Source organism: Limnobaculum eriocheiris (genome assembly GCF_021010575.1).
Taxonomy (GTDB): Bacteria; Pseudomonadota; Gammaproteobacteria; order Enterobacterales; family Enterobacteriaceae; genus Limnobaculum; species Limnobaculum eriocheiris.
In genome coordinates, this window is record NZ_JAJNAG010000003.1 from 1 (window position 1) to 19592 (window position 19592).

The 19592-nt window shown below is 46.4% G+C and carries 20 protein-coding genes and 1 pseudogene; 13 read left to right on the plus strand and 8 right to left on the minus strand.

The window, feature by feature from the left end; translation table 11 throughout:
• On the minus strand, positions 1-73 hold a 73-nt coding region (locus LPW36_RS02225), incomplete at its 3' end, for an IS1 family transposase (protein WP_338085959.1).
• An 81-nt stretch (positions 74-154) separates the two neighbouring features.
• On the opposite strand from LPW36_RS02225, the gene LPW36_RS02230 reads away from it, so the two are divergent.
• On the plus strand, positions 155-493 hold the full coding sequence (locus LPW36_RS02230) for an MmcQ/YjbR family DNA-binding protein (RefSeq protein ID WP_230607876.1): 339 nt from the start codon (positions 155-157) through the stop codon (positions 491-493).
• A gap of 481 nt (positions 494-974) precedes the next feature.
• Positions 975-1520 (plus strand): bactofilin family protein, encoded by a 546-nt coding sequence (locus tag LPW36_RS02235; protein ID WP_230607877.1) that lies wholly within the window; start codon positions 975-977, stop codon positions 1518-1520.
• A 160-nt stretch (positions 1521-1680) separates the two neighbouring features.
• Here the strand turns inward: LPW36_RS02235 and LPW36_RS02240 are convergent, their stop codons facing one another.
• The 3 genes from LPW36_RS02240 to uvrA all read right to left on the minus strand — a co-directional run bounded on the left by LPW36_RS02240 (position 1681) and on the right by uvrA (position 6220).
• Entirely contained in the window at positions 1681-2577 is an 897-nt protein-coding gene (locus LPW36_RS02240) for a TPM domain-containing protein (RefSeq protein WP_230607878.1), read from the minus strand.
• 2 nt (positions 2578-2579) lie between these two features.
• The gene (locus tag LPW36_RS02245; RefSeq protein WP_230607879.1) at positions 2580-3197 is read right to left on the minus strand and encodes a LemA family protein; all 618 of its coding nucleotides are present in this window, start codon (positions 3195-3197) and stop codon (positions 2580-2582) included.
• A 191-nt stretch (positions 3198-3388) separates the two neighbouring features.
• A complete protein-coding gene (uvrA, locus tag LPW36_RS02250) occupies positions 3389-6220 on the minus strand; it encodes an excinuclease ABC subunit UvrA (protein WP_230607880.1) in 2832 nt (943 codons plus the stop codon).
• A 319-nt stretch (positions 6221-6539) separates the two neighbouring features.
• Between uvrA and LPW36_RS02255 the strand changes: the two genes are divergently transcribed.
• From LPW36_RS02255 to LPW36_RS02275, 6 genes are all read left to right on the plus strand, one after another.
• Positions 6540-7190: a tellurite resistance TerB family protein gene (locus tag LPW36_RS02255; RefSeq protein ID WP_230607881.1), complete on the plus strand. Its 651-nt coding sequence runs from the start codon at positions 6540-6542 to the stop codon at positions 7188-7190.
• 182 nt (positions 7191-7372) lie between these two features.
• Positions 7373-7879 carry a single-stranded DNA-binding protein gene (locus LPW36_RS02260; protein WP_130592791.1) on the plus strand — a complete coding sequence of 169 codons (507 nt, stop codon included), beginning with the start codon at positions 7373-7375 and terminating at the stop codon, positions 7877-7879.
• Positions 7880-8075: 196 nt separating this feature from the next.
• Positions 8076-8333 carry a type II toxin-antitoxin system Phd/YefM family antitoxin gene (locus tag LPW36_RS02265; RefSeq protein WP_230607882.1) on the plus strand — a complete coding sequence of 86 codons (258 nt, stop codon included), beginning with the start codon at positions 8076-8078 and terminating at the stop codon, positions 8331-8333.
• On the plus strand, positions 8321-8623 hold the full coding sequence (locus tag LPW36_RS02270; RefSeq protein WP_230607883.1) for a type II toxin-antitoxin system RelE/ParE family toxin: 303 nt from the start codon (positions 8321-8323) through the stop codon (positions 8621-8623). The genes LPW36_RS02265 and LPW36_RS02270 overlap by 13 nt, the downstream gene beginning before the upstream one ends.
• Positions 8624-8795: 172 nt before the next feature.
• Positions 8796-8930 (plus strand): hypothetical protein, encoded by a 135-nt coding sequence (locus LPW36_RS17740; protein WP_268991454.1) that lies wholly within the window; start codon positions 8796-8798, stop codon positions 8928-8930.
• Between the two features lie 71 nt (positions 8931-9001).
• Positions 9002-9511, plus strand: a complete 510-nt coding sequence (locus LPW36_RS02275; RefSeq protein WP_218467812.1) for a deoxycytidylate deaminase — start codon at positions 9002-9004, stop codon at positions 9509-9511.
• Positions 9512-9569: 58 nt separating this feature from the next.
• Here LPW36_RS02275 and LPW36_RS02280 read toward each other — a convergent pair whose 3' ends face one another.
• Complete coding sequence (locus LPW36_RS02280) at positions 9570-9899, minus strand: hypothetical protein (protein WP_230607884.1); 330 nt, start codon at positions 9897-9899, stop codon at positions 9570-9572.
• Positions 9900-10019: 120 nt separating this feature from the next.
• Positions 10020-10931 (minus strand): DMT family transporter, encoded by a 912-nt coding sequence (locus tag LPW36_RS02285; RefSeq protein ID WP_230607885.1) that lies wholly within the window; start codon positions 10929-10931, stop codon positions 10020-10022.
• 130 nt (positions 10932-11061) lie between these two features.
• Between LPW36_RS02285 and LPW36_RS02290 the strand changes: the two genes are divergently transcribed.
• Positions 11062-11835, plus strand: a complete 774-nt coding sequence (locus tag LPW36_RS02290; RefSeq protein ID WP_230607886.1) for an AraC family transcriptional regulator — start codon at positions 11062-11064, stop codon at positions 11833-11835.
• Here LPW36_RS02290 and LPW36_RS02295 read toward each other — a convergent pair whose 3' ends face one another.
• A complete protein-coding gene (locus tag LPW36_RS02295) occupies positions 11836-12450 on the minus strand; it encodes a LysE family translocator (RefSeq protein ID WP_230607887.1) in 615 nt (204 codons plus the stop codon).
• Between the two features lie 145 nt (positions 12451-12595).
• On the opposite strand from LPW36_RS02295, the gene LPW36_RS02300 reads away from it, so the two are divergent.
• Positions 12596-14059, plus strand: coding sequence for an aminotransferase-like domain-containing protein (locus tag LPW36_RS02300; protein WP_230607888.1), 1464 nt, complete (start codon positions 12596-12598; stop codon positions 14057-14059).
• A 4-nt stretch (positions 14060-14063) separates the two neighbouring features.
• Here the strand turns inward: LPW36_RS02300 and LPW36_RS02305 are convergent.
• Positions 14064-14603: pseudogene (locus LPW36_RS02305) on the minus strand (potassium-transporting ATPase subunit KdpA); the annotation flags it as partial.
• 320 nt (positions 14604-14923) lie between these two features.
• Here LPW36_RS02305 and LPW36_RS02310 point away from each other — a divergent pair.
• The 3 genes from LPW36_RS02310 (at position 14924) to LPW36_RS02320 (ending at position 18728) form a co-directional block, all read left to right on the plus strand.
• The gene (locus tag LPW36_RS02310) at positions 14924-15250 is read left to right on the plus strand and encodes a 1,4-dihydroxy-2-naphthoate prenyltransferase (protein ID WP_230607889.1); all 327 of its coding nucleotides are present in this window, start codon (positions 14924-14926) and stop codon (positions 15248-15250) included.
• A gap of 241 nt (positions 15251-15491) precedes the next feature.
• Positions 15492-16835, plus strand: coding sequence for an NCS2 family permease (locus tag LPW36_RS02315; RefSeq protein WP_230608020.1), 1344 nt, complete (start codon positions 15492-15494; stop codon positions 16833-16835).
• A 243-nt stretch (positions 16836-17078) separates the two neighbouring features.
• A complete protein-coding gene (locus LPW36_RS02320; RefSeq protein ID WP_230607890.1) occupies positions 17079-18728 on the plus strand; it encodes a Na+/H+ antiporter in 1650 nt (549 codons plus the stop codon).
• The last annotated feature ends 864 nt before the right edge of the window (positions 18729-19592 follow it).

Genomic DNA, 19592 nt, shown 5'->3' on the forward strand with positions numbered 1-19592 from the left:
AGGTGGAATGACCGTTTCGGATCACATCACTCGTTTCAGAACAGCGGGGACAAACTACATCAATCTTTGCCATCAATCATCCAAAGGGCGAAGAATACCACAACACTAAATATGCGTCACGACCCAAGATTGTATTGAATATTGTTTAACAAAGGTGGGCAGCATTCATGATTATCAACCGCTTTGGGATGCCGATCGCGTTAAGGTTGGTGGTAAAATATTTGCTATCATAGGAGACTTGAACGGCAGACCGGGCATTACACTTAAATGCCCTCCGGCACTGGCGGAACGTTTGCGTGATGAGCACCAGGATATTATTCCTGGTTACCATATGAATAAGGCGTTATGGAATACACTGTTTCTTACCGGAAAATTGGAAGAGATCCTGATAAAGGGTATGATTGATGTTTCCTATCAGGAAGTGAGCACTTTGTTACCTGCTCATGTAAAAAAGGCTATGGTGTCAGGGGAAAATCCCAAAGCAATAAAATAAGCCACCGGTTTCAAACCGCCGTGACTACTTTAATTACAGGTTTAGTTAATTTAAGCGATATTAGCGGGTGTTTTTAGTAAATAATTGTTTATTTGCTGCAGGGCGATATCTGAAATATTCTCGATATAATAAAGAGATATCGCGATTAATGACATCTTTGCGATTATATAATTAGCAATACATCAGGTGCACTTTGAGCTGAATAAGCATAAAATGGGGCGACACTCGTATGAGTATTTTATGTAACAGCTTAACACCTATAGTTACCCATCAATTATTACTGGAATGTAGTTCCATGAATGCTAGAAGCAGGCATAATCAGCCTCTCAGGGACATTCTTCTATGCAGCGTACTGATCTTATGGATAAGTGCCCTCGTTTTGTACGTCTCTGGTTATTTGGTCTTGGGTGTTATTTCATCAACGTTATCTATACTGTTTTTCTTTTGTTATTTAACTAATATAAGGACGAAAGTAATATCTATGTTTGGGAAAAAAACATCTAAATATGAGATGACAGGCACTCAATCACAATCGTTGACCAGTAACGTTTCAAGTACGGTTTCCAGCAGTGAATCAAAAGTCTACTCAGATACTATTGACGTGCGCAATCGTTGCACGATTATCGCCAGAAATGCCTCGTTTGTTGGTGACATTGAAGACAGCGGCGATATCCAAATCTACGGCAAAATCATTGGCAATATCAATATTACCGAAGGCTCTATCCGCATCATGAATACCGGATATGTCAAAGGTCAACTGAATGCGCCAGAAATCATTATTGATGGGCAGGTTCACGGTAGCTGTTATGCTGAGAATATTGATATTCTTGAACACGGTATGTTACGCGGCACCAGCTGTTGCGAAAATATTGCCATTAAACGCGGTGGTGTTTTTGTTGGTCAGTCTGAAGAGTGGACACCAAAAGAAGTCCCATTCACTCGCGTGACTAAAGATGTGATTGAAGAGCTGGAAGTTCAGGATGAGTTAATCATCACATCAGACGATGATACAAACGAGAAATTATAATAAGTTATATTCTGGATGGGGCATAAACATTCTGTCCTGATAACGTGATTTAACGTACAGATGTTGCTTTCTTCGGTAACTGGCAAATAGCAGCAAAATAACGATGAAGATTAAGCGGGTTGATGATATCAGTTCATCAACCCGTTTGTTTTTAGATCTATTACCAACGACCTGATGCACCGCCGCCGCCGGAACGACCACCACCACCACCGAATCCGCCGCCGCCAAAACCGCCACCCCGGCCACCGCCGAATCCGCCGCCACCAAATCCTCCACCACCACGACCACCGCCGCTGAGTAAGGCATTCATTAACAGTGGTGCAACCAGCGTACCGACAGCGCCCAGGCCAAACGACAGTAACAGTTCCAGCCAGACAATGGCATGATTAACGAGCAGTTGAAATAACAGTACGCCAATGGTTAGCGTCAGACCGGTAAAAAACATTTTCTTTAGTAGATTAAGTTTGCGAAACAGACTGGAGAATATAACCAGACCGGCTAACCACAAAATAGAGCGCCCTTCATCAAGCGGGGGGGCATCAGGTTGAGTATGCGCCTGTTGAGGAGAGGCTTCATTTTTGTGTTCAGGCGCTAACTGATAGATGATGGCTTCCACAGCCAACTCTATTCCCCGGTTATAGTCGTTTTGTTTAAAACTTGGAATAATAAGCCGGTTAATAATCTGGCTGGACTGAAGGTCAGTCAAATCGCCTTCCAGCCCGTAACCCACTTCAATTCGCACCGTTCGGTCAGACTTAGCCACCAGAAGTAAGATGCCATCATCGACGTTTTTCTTACCCAGTTGCCACTGGTCAAAAACTCGGGTGGCGAACTGTTCAATGGTTTCATCACCAGTAGTGTCAACAATCAGTACCGCAAGCTGATGGCCTGTGGTTTTCTCCAGACTTGCCGCTTGCTGTGTTAGGGTGCGAACGCTGTCCGCTGACAGCGTAGCCGTCAGGTCTGTTACCTGTTGCTGTAATGGCGGCACAGCAACCGGTGCCGCATTTGCCAGCAGTGACAGGAAAAACAGTCCAAACAGTACCAGACGGCGCATAACTATCTCCGATCGCTGCCTGAAGATGAGAAATCAACGCTGGGTGCCGTTGATATTTGCTCACTGTTTTCCGGCAGGAAGTTTTGCTTGGTTTTATATCCTAATAGTTTAGCGGTAATCAGCCCGGGAAAGCGGCGGATCTCCAGGTTGTAATCCTGAACCGCTTTAATATAGCGCTGACGGGCAACCGCGATACGGTTCTCGGTACCTTCCAGTTGAACCATCAGGTTAGAGAACATTTCATTGGCTTTCAGGTCAGGATAGCTCTCTCTGATAACCAGCAGGCGGGATAGCGCGCTACCCAGTTGTGCCTGTGACTGTTGGAAAGCACGCATGGCCTCTTCGCTGTCCGGTGCTGTCATATTCTGTTCTGTGGATCCAATTCTTGAACGCGCATCGGAAACTTGTTTAAACACATCAGCTTCGTGGGCGGCATAGCCTTTGGCGGTAGAGACCAGATTAGGGATCAGGTCAGCGCGACGTTGATATTGGTTTAAAACTTCAGACCAGCTTGCAGTCACATTTTCATCCTGAGTCTGGATTTCGTTGTAATTACATCCGGTTAACATCAGCGCCAGTAACGACATGGCCAGCCAGCGGAAATGGGAAGAAAACGACATAATTATTTATTCCTTAAATACCAAAAATAACACCCCTGTAAAGGCAGGCAATATACGACGATTATAAATGACTTTGAATACTATTATGCTTTTTAATGGTGGATGCAGGCAGGTACCTTTAAACAGAATCGTCCGGGAAAAGCGATAAATAAAAGGGGAAGCCGGTATAAGCTTCCCCTTCAGTGAAGAGATTAACCCTTTTCCAGAATTGGCTTCAGGAAGCGGGCGGTATGCGATTCGGCGCATTCTGCTACGGTTTCTGGCGTACCGGAAACCAGAATTTGACCTCCGCCACTACCCCCTTCCGGACCCAGATCGACGATCCAGTCGGCGGTCTTAATAACGTCCAGATTATGCTCGATGACCACAATAGTATTGCCCTGATCTCGTAGCTGATGGAGTACTGTCAGCAGTTGCTCAATGTCGGCGAAATGCAAACCGGTGGTGGGTTCATCTAAAATATACAGCGTTTGACCTGTTCCACGTTTGGAAAGCTCTTTTGCCAGTTTAACCCGTTGAGCCTCACCGCCGGACAGGGTCGTAGCGGACTGACCTAAACGAATATAGGAAAGACCAACGTCCATCAGCGTTTGTAGCTTACGTGACAAAGCAGGCACTACGTCAAAGAACTCTCTGGCATCTTCAACCGTCATCTCCAGCACTTCGTTGATGTTTTTGCCCTTATATTTTACTTCCAGAGTTTCGCGGTTATAGCGTTTACCTTTGCACTGATCGCAAGGAACATAAACATCCGGCAGGAAGTGCATTTCAACTTTGATTACCCCATCGCCCTGACAGGCCTCACAGCGGCCACCGCGAACGTTAAAACTGAAACGACCCGGGTTATAGCCACGGGCACGGGACTCAGGCACACCGGCAAACAGTTCACGAATCGGGGTAAAAATGCCGGTGTAGGTTGCCGGGTTAGAGCGAGGGGTACGTCCGATAGGGCTCTGGTCAATATCAATAACCTTATCAAAGTGCTCCAGACCGGTAATCTCTTTGTATGGCGCGACTTCATCACCGGTAGCCCCGTTAAGCTGACGTTGAGCAATGGGATACAGCGTATCGTTAATCAGCGTAGATTTTCCTGAGCCGGAAACACCGGTGATACAGGTAAACAGACCGACGGGAACCGTTAGCGTCACGTTTTTCAGGTTATTGCCTGTAGCGCCAATCACTTTTAGCACTTTACTGGCATCTGCCGCTACCCGTTGTTTAGGGATCTCAATTTTACGTTTACCCGACAGAAACTGACCGGTCAGCGACTCCGGAACCTTCATGATGTCTTCCATGGTGCCTTCTGCCACCACGTTACCGCCGTGAACGCCGGCACCAGGGCCGATATCAATGACATGGTCCGCTTCACGAATGGCATCTTCATCATGTTCAACTACGATCACGGTATTACCCAGATTTCGCAGATGAATCAGGGTATCCAACAGGCGCTGGTTATCGCGCTGGTGTAAACCGATAGAGGGTTCGTCCAGCACATACATGACCCCAACCAGACCAGCACCAATTTGGCTGGCAAGGCGGATCCGTTGAGCCTCACCGCCGGACAGGGTTTCTGCTGAGCGGGAGAGGGAAAGATAGTTCAAACCAACGTTAACTAAGAAGCTCAGACGTTCACCGATTTCTTTCAGAATCTTTTCAGCGATTTGTGCCCGTTGGCCCTGTAATGACAGCGCGCCAAAGAATTTCATTGCATCGCCAATACTGAGTTCAGAAATTTCCGGCAGAGTTGTGTTCTCGACGAATACGTGGCGCGCTTCCTCTTTCAGGCGAGTACCGCCGCAGGAAGTACAGGAGCGATTGCTGATAAACTTGGCCAGCTCTTCACGCACGGCGGTGGATTCCGTCTCTTTATAACGGCGCTCCATATTATTCAACACACCCTCAAATGGGTGTTTACGTACCGTGGTATCACCGCGATCGTTAACGTATTTAAACTCAATGTTCTCTTTGCCTGAGCCATTGAGTATCACTTTTCTGACGTTTTCCGGCAGGCTGTTAAACGGTGCTTCCACATCAAATTTATAGTGCTCAGACAGTGAACGAATCATTTGGAAATAGTAGAAGCTGCGACGATCCCAGCCGCGAATGGTGCCACCGGCCAGAGACAGCTCATCGTTTTGTACTACGCGTTCCGGATCAAAATATTGTTGAACCCCCAGACCATCACAGGTTGGGCAGGCACCGGCCGGGTTATTGAATGAAAACAGGCGGGGTTCCAGTTCACGCATGCTGTAACCACATATCGGACAGGCAAAATTAGCGGAGAACACCAGCTCTTCCGCTTTGTTATCGTCCATATCTGCAACTACCGCGCTGCCGCCAGAGAGCGCTAATGCCGTTTCAAATGATTCCGCCAGCCGTTGTGCCATATCATCACGCACTTTAAAGCGATCCACCACGACTTCAATGGTGTGCTTTTTCTGCAATTCCAGCTTTGGTGGATCGGAAAGGTCGCAAACTTCGCCATCAATTCGTGCGCGGATATAGCCCTGAGACGCCAGATTCTCCAGCGTCTTAATATGTTCGCCTTTACGGTCTTTGATCACCGGCGCCAGCAACATCAGGCGGGTGCCTTCCGGCAAGGTCAGTACGTTGTCCACCATCTGGCTAACCGTTTGAGCCGCCAGAGTAATATTATGGGTCGGACAACGGGGTTCACCCACGCGAGCAAACAGCAGACGCAGGTAATCGTGAATTTCAGTAATAGTCCCCACAGTCGAGCGTGGGTTATGGGAGGTTGATTTCTGTTCAATAGAAATCGCCGGGGAAAGGCCTTCAATATGGTCTACATCCGGTTTTTCCATCAGTGACAAAAACTGACGGGCATAGGCAGATAAAGATTCAACGTAGCGGCGCTGCCCTTCAGCGTATAAGGTATCAAACGCCAGTGATGACTTACCTGAACCCGACAGCCCGGTAACAACAATCAGCTTGTTGCGCGGCATGACCAGGTTGATGTTTTTTAAGTTATGGGTGCGGGCGCCCCGGACTTCAATCTTATCCATTTCAACAAGCCTTACAGTGTTAACTCTGACGCGGAACTGCGAATTATCGCACAAAATAAACTGAATGGATATACAGTGTTATGATGTGGTTCAGAACAAAAAACGTTCTAATCGGAAGGCAGCATATTAGCGCTAATAATTTCAAGCAATTGGCTGCTTCTCACTCATATGTATCGGAAAGTTACCGGAATATGGGCTAATAAAACTGGAAGTAAATCGTTTGCCTGACATTTGATGTGTTATACATATCTTGACATTTTTTCTCTTATACTCGGGCAAGGTTCCCTCGCGACGTAATATCAACATAGGGTGGAGATAAATGATGAACAACTGGCTACAACAGATTCAATCGATACTTGGACAAAAAGGTAACGGAGAAAACCGTGAGTCCGGCGGATTAAACGATTTATTAATGCCGGGTGTATTAGGTGGTCTGGCGGGTTTGCTGTTAACCAATAAATCCTCGCGCAAGATGGTAGGGAAAGCCGGTAAAAATGCACTGGTGATTGGCGGAGGTGCAGTATTAGGCGCGGTGCTCTGGAATAAATACAAGCAGCGAGTCAAAGAGACGCAGCAACAGGATGAACAGTTTACTTCTCAGCAAACGCCGGTGGACTTGCGGGCTCGTCGTCTGGTGCAGGCGCTGGTGTTTGCCGCCAAAAGCGATGGTCATATTGATGAGCAGGAACAGCAGGCCATTAATAATCAGATTCATCAGTTAGGCATTGGTGAGCAAGCTGAACAGTGGGTACAACAGGCCATTGAACAGCCTCTGGATCCACAAGTTTTAGCCCGCGGCATCAATAATGAAGAAGAGGCGCTGGAAGTGTACCTGCTGAGTTGTGCGGTTATTGATGTTGACCACTTTATGGAGCGCAGCTATTTGGATGAGCTGGCTCGGGCGTTAAAAATTCCTGATGATGTTAAACAAGGGATAGCTCAGGAGTTGCACGGCAGCCAGAATGTCTGATTTTACTATGACAGATAAGCCGTTGACCGGGAAACGTTATGCAATAGCTAATGTAATTTCATTGCTGTTGTAATAAAGTTTGTGGACTCAATTCCATTTTTTAACGCTTGTGTCCTTCGCCTGTTGCCATGCTACAATCGAGGGATCAGAATTGTATATCTTTACTCATCAGGAGAATCGACATGGCCAGCAGAGGCATCAACAAAGTAATTCTAGTCGGAAATCTGGGGCAGGACCCGGAAATTCGTTATATGCCTAATGGTGGTGCGGTGGCGAATATTACCATTGCGACTTCTGAGAGCTGGCGTGATAAACAAACCGGTGAGCAAAAAGAAAAAACCGAATGGCACCGCGTAGTGATTTTTGGCAAATTAGCCGAAATCGCGGGTGAGTACCTGCGTAAAGGTTCACAGGTTTATATCGAAGGTTCTCTGCAAACGCGTAAGTGGCAAGACCAGAGCGGTCAGGATCGCTACACCACTGAAGTCGTGGTTAACATTGGCGGCGTAATGCAAATGTTAGGTGGTCGTCAGGGCGGTGGTGAAGGCCAATCCGCTCAGGGTAGCTGGGGTCAACCACAGCAGCCGCAGCAATCACAGGCTCAGGCATCTCGCCCGGCTCAGCAACAAAGTGCACCAATGCAGCAAAATGAACCACCAATGGATTTTGATGACGATATTCCGTTCTAAGGTTTACCTGAGATTATCGTTATAACATAAGTGATAAAAAGCCCTGTTTTTACAGGGCTTTTTGTTTAACGATTGGTAGCAAATAATCAACTTAAGCATTGTTTAAGTTCTGGATTGTGCCGCCCATTATGGTGTTTGCTACACTAAAAGTGATAGAATAGTATCACTTATTTATCACTCACGGAGTGACTCAAAAATGAAAGTTGAGCTGGTGACCTCATTAAAAAGGCAAGCAACTAAGATCCTTGCCGATTTGCATGATTCAAAGGAGCCGGTTTTAATCACGGAGCACGGGAAGCCATCAGCGTATTTAGTTGATGTTGAGGACTATGAGTTTATGCAGCAACGTTTATCTATCCTGGAAGGGATCGCTCGTGGTGAACGAGCATTGTCTGAAGGTAAAGTAGTTAGCCACCAAAAAGCCAAAGATAATATGTCAAAATGGCTGAAATAATTTGGACTGAAACTGCATTATCCGACCTTAACGATATCGCCGAATATATTTCCATCGAAAATATTGTTGCAGCGAAATATCTGATTCAATCGGTTTTTTTTAAAGTTGAGAGGCTTGAACTTTTTTCTGAATCGGGTCGTATACCTCCGGAGCTGACACATCTGAACTACCGTGAAATCATCGTAAGCCCATGCCGCATCTTCTATAAGCAAGAAGATGAACAAGTATTCATATTATTTGTTATGCGTGAAGAAAGAGACTTAAGAAAATTTCTGTTGAGCCGAAAATAAATTAAGTAAGATATATAGGGTTGCCTGGTAGAAGATTTAATCTGATAACAAAACCGATTCAGCCATGTAATTCCCAAAGCCCTGTCTTCGACAGAGCTTTTCATTATCTCAGAACCCATCATCATAGAGGATGATTAACCCCACTCTAATCATTACGCTCAATGGATGTTGAATGGTACTGCCTTCTTTTTTGTCGAAACTGAATCAGCTAAACCCACTGTTGGTGATTGAAGACGGCACCCATCCGCTGGATGGGGATACATTAGAAAAACTGAATGCTCACTGGTATATTGCTACCTATTCATAATTTATTCATCATGATTGCCGGTAGCCATGGGAATTCTGGCTGTAACCACTCACACCATCAGGAGAAAGCGTATGGAACGACACGAGTATTATATGAATATTGCCATTGCCGTACGTAAAAAGGCCAACTGCCTTGGGCGTAAGGTTGGGGGTGTGATGGTCAAAGATAACCGAATCATCTCCACCGGTTATAACGGAACGCCGGAAGGGATAAAAAACTGTACCGATGGCGGCTGTGTTCGCTGTCGTGACCGTGCCGCCTATAAAGCCAGCGTTGGTTATGATGTTTGTATCTGTGTGCATGCAGAGCAAAATGCCATTATTTCCGCAGCCCGATTTGGTAATCCGGTTGAAGGTTCGGTTGTCTATTCCACGCTGCGCCCTTGCTTTGACTGCACTAAGTCTATGTTGCAGGCTAAGGTTCAGGCGATTTACTACCTTCACGACTGGAAGCATCCGATTGGGGAGTTGCAGGAACAATATGAACTGCTGCAATCACAGTTTCCGGGTGGGGTACATCAGGTAGCGATGGAAGATCCGGAAGCTGACTGGGCTAACGGCGTAACGCTGTCAGGTTCCTGATTGATCTCTTCGTTTATATAATATTAAGGGGCGGTAATGTTGCCCCTTAATACATTATTTAGAATTCATCCGTCACATTATCCCAGCGTTTTAAATCCGGTATTTTGTTATCCCGATAATAGGCAACAAAGAAATTCGTTACTTCATTCACATCACTGGTGGTATAGCGGTAATGCGAAAATTCTTCGCCAAAGACTAGCCGGGTTTCAATCATATAGCTGTTATCGTTTAATGCAGCCTGAAGATAGATAGAACTCTCCAGCGGTGTTTGTGGTTCCAGCACGATAAAACTACCAACATCGTCATAGATGCTGGTCACGGCATTTTTCAGCACCTGCACACTGACTTCCGGCAACACCTCACCATCAACCATCAGTTTAAAATTCATTGGCTATCAGTCTCTGTTGATTAACAAGCGTGAGTAAGTGTGCTTATTGTAATGTGTTGTGCCACGGATTCACAGAACATAACCAGATTTCAGCCGCAGCAAACAATGCTGAAATCTAACCTATTTTCTCTCCACCTCGACAATAGAGACTTTGGGCTTGCGCTTTCCTAAAGGAATATGCAGCCGCTGCGCCAGAATAACGCCGATAAGTGAGATGGTGCCGCCAACAAGATGGTAGCTGTGTAACGGTTCGCGCAGAAAAATAATGGCGATGATGGCGGTGATCACGGGCGTCAGGTTCATAAACAGTGCCGCTTTACTGGCTCCCAGTTTCATTACTCCCTGAATCCAGACAAAAGGCGCAATGACTGAAGCTGGAATACCGGCATACAGTACCAATGGAATATTATGGGCGTTTAGCGAAATATCATCGGTCATCAGAAAATCGGGTAACAGTAACAACATGCCAAAGAAGGACTGAATATATACCGACTGCCAGTTTGACAGTGGAATTGACCAGAGCTTAGTTAACACACCATATAGCGCATAGGCGGTGGCGGCAGTTAGCATCATTAGCTCGCCTTTACCAACGCCGATAGATAGCAAACCAGCAGGATTACCTCCGCTAATCAGCCATACCAGACCGCAAAAAGAGAGCAGGCCACCAATAACCACCCCCAGCGTTGGCGGGGTCTTCAGAATAACAATGCTTAATAGTACCGTCAGCAATGGGATTAACGAGACAAAGATACCGATAGTCAGCGCGCTGATGGTATAGGCTGCATAGTATGCCAGACTTTGATACAGCGCCATTCCCAGAAAACCGAGAATAAGCAGCTTCCACCAGTAGGGGTAGATACTTTTTCTGCGACGAATAACGCCCGGTAAAATAAACGGTGTCATGATAAGTAAGGCCAATGCCCAGCGGTAAAACGAAATTGCCGCAGGTTCAATAGCGCCAGCCGACAGCTTATTAACAATGGCATTAATCGCCCAAATAAGAACGGCAAGCAGGGGAAACAGGTAGGCCATACGGTACATCACTCATAAACAGAAATTATCAGGTTGCAGAGTGTACATCTGTCCTGTTTGATAGATATACTTCAAATCAGACAATTCATCACGTCTTTCAGACAATCCGGATTAAACCCGATGGAGAGCTATGCCCGGAGAACAGCGTTTTGCATCTACAGAATCGCATCCTGATAGCATTCTGTTTTTTCGTAGTGAAGAGGTGAATGCCAATACGGAGTTTCTCGCTCATTCTCACGGTTGGGGGCAAGTTATCTGCGTAAAGTCGGGCGTGTTTGCTCTGAATATTGGTGGACAGCGATTTTTAGCCCCCTGTGGGTTCGCTATCTGGATCCCCGCAGGTATGGAACATTCAAGCTACAATCGCAGGCCGACCCGATTTCGTTCCATCAACATTACCGCCCGTTTTTGTGGTGGAATGCAGGAGCAACCCTGTGTATTGAATATGGGGGCCATATGCAGTGCAATTGTTGAATCCTGTTTTGAGCGCAATGTGATGGTACCAATAGACCACGCAGACCCTCGCCTTTGCCGGGTTCTGGTAGATCAACTATCGGTAGCGCCGGTTCAACACACCTGGTTGCCCGGCAGCGATGACAAATATCTGTCTCCGGTTCTTCAGGCGCTGGAAGCCAATCCATCCGATAACACCTCACTGGCTCAGTGGGCGAGACGCGTCTATACCACCGAACGCACACTGGCCCGTCGTTGCAATCAGGAGCTGGGAATGTCATTTAGTGAATGGCGGCAACGCCTGCGTTTTCTGTATGGCATTTCCCTGTTGGAACAGGGGAAAACCGTACAGGAGGTGGCGCTGGAGGTTGGATACAGTTCCGCATCGGCATTTATTGCAATGTTTCAACATAATGCCGGAACTACGCCAGAGCGTTATCGACGTGGGTAATTACACCAGCGCCTGAAAGGTTCTCCATTCATCCCACAGCAGCCAAAAAGCGGTTAATGCCAGCGAGCCTGCCATCACGCCGTTAAACAGTCGTAAGCGCCAGCCAATTTGCAGGGTTTCCCGCAGTTTGTCACCCATCAGTGCCCAGACATAAACGCAGGGGAAACCGACAATGGTAAAGGCAGCGGAAAGTAACAGGGCACTCATAGTGATATCCATTTCCCGCGAGCTAAACAAAATGGCGGCATTGACCAGCATTAACCAGGCTTTTGGATTAACCCACTGAAACAGCATAGCCCCCACCAGCGACATAGGATGGGCATGAGCTTTTCCCTCGGGGCTTCCGGCCAGCCAAATCTTCCAGGATAGCCACAGTAAATAAGTACAGCCAAAGATCGCCAATGGCAGACGAATGGATGAAATATTATTCAGAATCATGCTGAACGACAGGGTAATGCAGAGGCATAACACGCCACAGCTAAGGCTAATGCCAACCAAATGAGGTATGGTGCGACGCAGGCCGAAGTTAACGCCCGATGTTGCCAGCATCAGATTATTTGGACCTGGGGTAATACTCATTACGACAATATAACTAATCAAGGCTAAATCTATCATGGCTGTCTCTGCGCTAATTATCACGGTTGGTCAGGATATAATAGGGGGGAAGAATTGAAGGTAACAGATACAGAAAACTGATATTTTAATGGATACAGTTGTGATAGCGTATGTTGTCATCTTTGCTTTCTTCCGGGGTTCATGCATGTCAGAGAGTCATGACTTATCGTTATATCTACAGGTCGCTGATGGTGTTATTGAATCAATTCATCGCGGTGTTTTGCAGGCGGGGGATCGACTCCCTTCTGTCCGACATGCGGCCCGTAATCGTAATGTGAGTATTAATACGGTACTGGCGGCCTATCGTAATCTGGAAGATCGCGGAGTTATTGAGGCTCGCCCCCAGTCCGGCTATTACGTCAGGGCGCGTTTGCCGGAAGTGAATAAGGTGGTGATGCCGGTGACCCCGGTCTCTTCCCCTAAGCTGGAAGTGCTGGATTTAATCGATATGGTTTTTGCTGCACAGCAGAACCCCAAATTTACCGATATCTCTTTAGCCTGCCCGGTTGGTGAAGAGTTTTATCCGGTAAAGAAGCTGTCCCGTCTTTTAAATCAATTAGTACGTTCCCGACCCAATATGATTGGTACCTATAGCCTGCCGCCGGGTAGCCTGAGATTGCGGCAGCAGATCGCCCGCAGAACGCCTTTGCTGGGAATGTCTCTTAGTGCTGATGACATAATTTTAACCCACGGCTGTCTGGAAGCGCTACAACTGGCGCTGCGTGCGGTGACTAAACCGGGAGACTGTGTAGGGCTGGAGTCACCCACCTATTTCTATATGATCTCCATGGTGGCGATGCTGGGGCTGAAAGCGGTAGAAATTCCAACCGACTCACAGCAGGGCATCTCGGTTGATGCCGTTGAGGTGCTGTTGAAAGAGAAGAAAATTGACGCTCTGATGTTGATGCCCAGCGTACAAAACCCACTGGGTTGCAGTATGCCAATCGAGGAGCGACAGCGTTTAGCAAAGCTGCTCAATCAATATCAGGTTCCCATGATTGAGGATGGGCTTTACTCCGAATTACAGTTTTCTGGCGACCTGCTGCCTGCGGTAAAAGCTTTTGATAAAGATGGTTGGGTGATCTTTTGCACCAGCTTTACCAAAACGCTGGCGGCGGACTTTCATATTGGCTGGATGTCGGGTGGACGTTTTACCGAAAAATTACGCCGGTTAAAGGCACTTTCATCCATGTCTGAACCAGCGATTTTGGCGGAAACTCTGGGGCAGTTTCTCACTACCGGCGGATACGATCATCATTTGCGCGGCTTAAGAAAACGCTATGCCTTCCAGATGCAGGAAGCTCGTAGCCTGATAGCCCGCTATTTCCCCGAAGGAACTCGTGCAACCCAGCCCTCAGGTGGATTTGTTCTCTGGATAGAGCTTCCGTTAAACGTTGATGGCGTAAAGTTGTTTCATGCTGCACTGGCAGAACATATCAGCCTGACGCCGGGAATGCTGTTTTCACCCAGCGGGCGCTATGCTAATGCGTTTCGTCTCTCTTATTGCTATACGTTTAATGAGCACTATATTGCAGCGATTAAGCGCGTCGGGGAGTTAGCCTGTGAAATGGCGCTAAAGCCTCCTGAGGCTGAAGAAATCAGGGCATAAAGCGATAGCCGACTCCGATATTGTTGGCGGCGGAGGAAAGGGCATACAAAATTTCAGTAAAGCCATGAGCACCAGGATTGAGAATGGCGATTTTACCCGCGTCGACGCTCACCGCCAGCGCAGTACCTAGTAGCACCAGGGTTGGTGTAACCAGTATTGCTAAAGCAGTCATTTTTATTTCAACACTTTCGATCTTTTTCCCTAGGTATTCGGGGCTGCGGCCAATCATTAATCCGGAGACAAACACCGTTAGCAATACAAACAGCAACATACCGTAAAGGCCTGCGCCAACACCGCCAAATATCACTTCACCAATTTGCATCAGCCAGAGCGGAATCATCCCCCCAAGGGCTGTAAAGGAGTCATGCATGGCGTTTACGGCCCCACATGAAGCCGCGGTGGTGACCACGGCGTATAATACTGAGGCAATTAAACCAAAGCGGCTCTCTTTACCCTCCATATTAATTTGACTGTTTAACCCTGAAGCTGTCAGGTAATCGGGGCCATTCAACTCCGCATAAAAAACCACGATGGCTGCCATGATAGATTAGTCATCTTCTCCGGATTGAGGGGAAGCGTAGCGGTCAGGGTGCAAAGATGTTGATAAAAGACAGTGGAAAAGCGTAAAAATAATATAAAAATGGAGTGATAGCGATGGGGTGACGGCATACAGGACGTTATCTGGCGGCACAGGTTGGTTAATTTCTCCTTTCAGGGGATTTCCCCAAAGCGATTAATTGCTATAGTAACCGGGTTCTCGCAATAGAATTTAGAGCCAGGATAACAGGGCCGATTTTAAGCAGTTATTCATTTATCTCTTTTGGGCTAATTTCATTTTTTTATTCTAATTTAAGGTTTTTTATCATGCTAAGGCGCATTTCCTGGATTTTAGGGGCATTATCTCTGCTGATACCCTTTGCTTTGTATCTATGGCCGTGGTCGCAGCATCAAAAATTGCTCGCGTCTGGTCTGGCGGGTGATGAGTTGGGTTGGACGTTAAGCGTGGTACTGGTTGATGTTTTTGTCGCCGGTTTTATTGCGTTTATCGCTTTACTGGTGAATGCCATTTCGCTGTATCGCTTGCCTGAAGGCGAAGAGTTTAATCCGGTAGTCAGAATTATTGAGCTGGTGCTTTTGGGACTGCCTCTGTTAGCCTGTCTGTTCTTTATGGGCGTGTCGATGATGCACTAATTTTGGGCTAAACGTTCAGCGTATTTTATTCGTCCGCTTATTGTTGTTTTCTTACTGAATAACGCAACAATAGGCGGTTTTTGTTTTCTCAATGCTTCCCTCTGGTAAAAATCTCTCAAAATTTGATAATAAAAGTTGAAATGGGGGTATATAAGCTCAGATAATCGTTTGCCTTAACTGTTTATACTGATTTTTACTCCTTTTGAGGACATCACCAATGTCGAATGTTAACGATCGGGACATGAGTTCTTCCGATCAGAAAGGTTCTCTTGACCGTTATTTTAAGATTTCTGCTCGGGGCAGTAGCGTCCGTCAGGAAGTTTTGGCTGGCCTGACAACTTTTCTGGCGATGGTTTACTCCATCGTAGTGGTCCCGAGTTTGTTAGGGCAGGCGGGTTTTCCGGTTGAAACCGTGTTTGTTGCCACTTGTCTGGTTGCGGGGCTGGGTTCTTTAGCTATGGGCCTGTGGGCTAACTTACCTATGGCGGTAGGTTGTGCTATTTCTCTCACCGCATTTACCGCATTTAGTCTGGTGTTGGGGCAGGGGCTGTCTATTCCTGTGGTATTGGGGGCGGTATTCCTGATGGGGGTACTGTTTACGCTGATCTCTGCTACCGGAATTCGCGCATGGATTCTGCGTAATATTCCTATTGGTATTGCTCACGGTACCGGTATTGGTATCGGACTGTTTCTGCTGATGATTGCGACCAGCGGTATTGGTGCAGTTGTGAAAAACCCGGGGGCGGGCTTACCGGTACAGTTTGGTGATTTCACCTCATTTCCTGTGATGATAGCCTTTATCGGTCTGGCGGTGATTATCGGTTTAGAGCGCCTGAAAGTGCCGGGTGGCATTCTGCTGGTGATTGTTGCTATCTCCGCATTAGGTTTGATCTTCGATCCGGCGGTTACTTATAAAGGTATGAGTTCCATGCCATCGCTGGTGGCAAAAGATGGCACCTCTCTGATTTTCAGTCTGGATATTATGGGAGCCCTTCAACTGGCGGTGTTGCCAAGCATTCTGGCGTTAGTAATGACGGCGGTGTTTGACGCCACCGGTACTATTCGTGCGGTGGCCGGACAGGCAAATCTGCTGGATAACGAGGGGCAAATCATCAACGGCGGTCGTGCACTGACCACGGACTCCGTCAGCAGCATGTTATCTGGTCTGGTTGGGGCATCGCCTGCTGCCGTTTATATTGAATCTGCTGCCGGTACCGCTGCGGGTGGACGCACCGGATTAACCGCACTGGTGGTTGGCGTACTGTTCCTGCTGCTGCTGTTCTTCTCCCCATTAGCCGGTCTGGTTCCGGGTTACGCGACGGCGCCTGCGTTAATGTATGTTGGTTTATTGATGTTGAGCAATGTGGCTCGCCTGGACTTTGACGATTTCGTTGATGCGATGGCAGGGCTGATTTGTGCGGTATTTATCGTATTAACCAGCAATATCGTAACCGGCATTATGTTAGGCTTTGCCTCTCTGGTGATTGGTCGTGTCTGCTCAGGTGAGTGGAGAAAGCTGAATATCAGTATTGTGCTGATCGCTGCCGCGTTGGTGACTTTCTACGTTGGCGGTTGGGCTATCTAACGCTATTTTTTAACTGGCTTCGCTGTTTTATCGTATTTGGGGTAAATCAGCGGAGTTATTTATACACTGACTTCCCCTCTTTTTTCTGCTTTCCTCGTTGCTTTTGACCTGCCGACTTAATCAGATAAATGCGTTGTAAAAGGCACGTTTTACTTTTAGCTATAAAAGGTATGGTGCTATTTTATGACTACCGCTTTTTGATGGGTGGCAAGGGCGTTTTTGTCCGTTAGTTATGAGGGATTTATGGAAATATTTTTTACCATTCTGATTTTAATTTTGGTCGTTTCTCTTTCCGGGGTTGTTACCCGAATGTTGCCTTTCCAGATCCCTCTCCCTTTGATGCAAATAGCCTGTGGTGCGCTGTTGGCCTGGCCAACCTTTGGGCTACATGTCAACTTTGATCCTGAGCTGTTTTTGGTTCTGTTTATTCCTCCTTTACTGTTTGCTGACGGTTGGCGTACTCCGTTACGTGAGTTTTTACATCATGGGCGGGAAATATTAGGGTTAGCGTTAGTGCTGGTGGTGCTGACGGTAATCGGTGTTGGTTATCTGATTCATCTGATTATTCCAAGTATTCCGCTGGTAGCAGCATTTGCTCTGGCAGCGGTATTATCACCTACGGATGCGGTCGCATTGGGCGGTATTGTGGGGGAGGGGAAGATCCCTAAATCCATTATGGGGGTTCTGGAGGGGGAAGCATTAATGAACGATGCTTCCGGTCTGGTTTCTCTCAAGCTGGCGGTTGCCGTCTCCATGGGTGTTATGGAATTTACGGTTTATGGTGCAACGGTAGACTTTTTAATCGTTGCCATTGGCGGTGTGCTGTCAGGTATTGCTATTACCTGGCTGTACAGTAAGTCTTTACGCCTGCTTAGTCGCTGGAGCAGTGACGATCCGGCAACGCAAATCGTATTGATGCTGCTGCTGCCTTTTGCTTCCTATCTGGTGGCGGAACATCTTGGTTTCTCGGGCATTTTAGCATCGGTAGCGGCGGGTATGACCATTAGTCAGTCCGGCGTTATTCGCAATGCACCTTTAACCATGCGCTTAAGAGGCAATAGCGTTTGGGCGATGCTGGAGTTTGTGTTTAACGGCATGGTATTCATTATGTTGGGGTTGCAACTGCCGGATATTCTCTCAGCCTCAATACTTCAGGCAGAAAGCGATCCGAATGTTGAAGTCTGGCATCTGTTTATGGATATCGTCTGGATCTATTTTGCACTGATGATTATGCGTTTTCTGTGGATCTGGCTGATGAAAGTCTACAGTAAGCGTTTCCTTAAAAAACATCCTCTGCTGTTTGCTACTTATGGCGCACGTGAAATCTTTATTGCCACTTTTGCCGGGGTTCGCGGCGCCATTACGTTGGCGGGTGTGCTCTCAATACCATTGTTGTTAACCAGCGGGCTTCCTTTCCCTGCCCGTTATCAGTTGGTGTTTTTAGCCACTGGCGTCATTTTGTTTTCTCTGATGATGGGGGTCATTACCTTGCCTCTGCTGCTCAGAGGGTTGGTCGTTACCGATAAGGCCAGACTGGAGGAAGAGGTACGAGTAGCATGGGCATCCATGGCGGAAGTGGGGATTGTTAGCCTGGAGAAACTACGCGATCGCATTGAGGCCAGCAGTGAAGAGAACGTTGATCCCCATATGCTAACCGAAGTGAGTTCAAGAGTTATCGGTACCTTACGTAAGCGCATCTATACCAATGATGAGCGCGCCCGAGCGCTGGAAGATGAGCAGTTAGAACGGCGCTTTCGCTTAACGGCGCTAAGGGCCGAACGCGGCGAACTTTACCACCTGCGGGCAACCCGTAAAATCAGTAATGAGACGCTACAGAAGGTACTGTATGACCTGGATCTGCTGGAGACGTTGTTGGTGGATAAGGTGCATTGATCTATTTGTATCACTGGTGATATTACATTTTGTTTGAACAGAAAAAAGGGGGTTTTTTAGCCCCTCTCATCGTATTTCCCTGCAATGCTGGTTACGCAACTACACTAAGCGCGGGTCGAGCCACCGTAGTAAGAAGTGACTAATGTAGTATTAGACTCTATTACTGAAAGTATTACAGCTTAGATTTCCCTTCGCGATCGGGTGTAAATGACATCTGATAGTCATATGGTTTTTCAAAAAGATATATTGCATTGTGAGTGGTATTAATTGCCGCAACAAATCCATTTTTATTATTTAATTGAATATAAATTCAATGAGTTTTATTAATTAAATTAATAAGCAATATTAAATATTATAATAACAATAATATAAAAGAGTAATTTATAATGAATTAAATAATGGCTGAGATTTTATGAAATTTGATATTTTTCAATGAATCATTATAGCTTGTTAAATTTTTGTTATATGTAACTACTACTTAAATGGTGGTTTTTATTGATGTGTATATAGTTATTAAGAGTTATAAACATGTTGGATTTTAATATAAATATTATGGAATCATATAGTTTTCAAGGGTTATTATCCCGCTATTTATTAATATTTCCTTTATTTTCCAATTTTTTTATCTCATTGTTTTTTCATGAGCTTATTTATTCTTATGTTAACTTGTTTTTTTATCAAGGTAACTTAAAAAATCTAATTTTTGTAAGGTCTTAATAATTTTTATTGACCTGGTAAATCTGGCCAATATCCACCGATGGATTGAGATAGGGTTTTATCAAGTCTTCATGTGTGGTTTTTTTGTGTTGTATTCGTCTTTTGGGGAAGGATTTGTTTGAGTTGGTTGATATGTATCTGACGAAA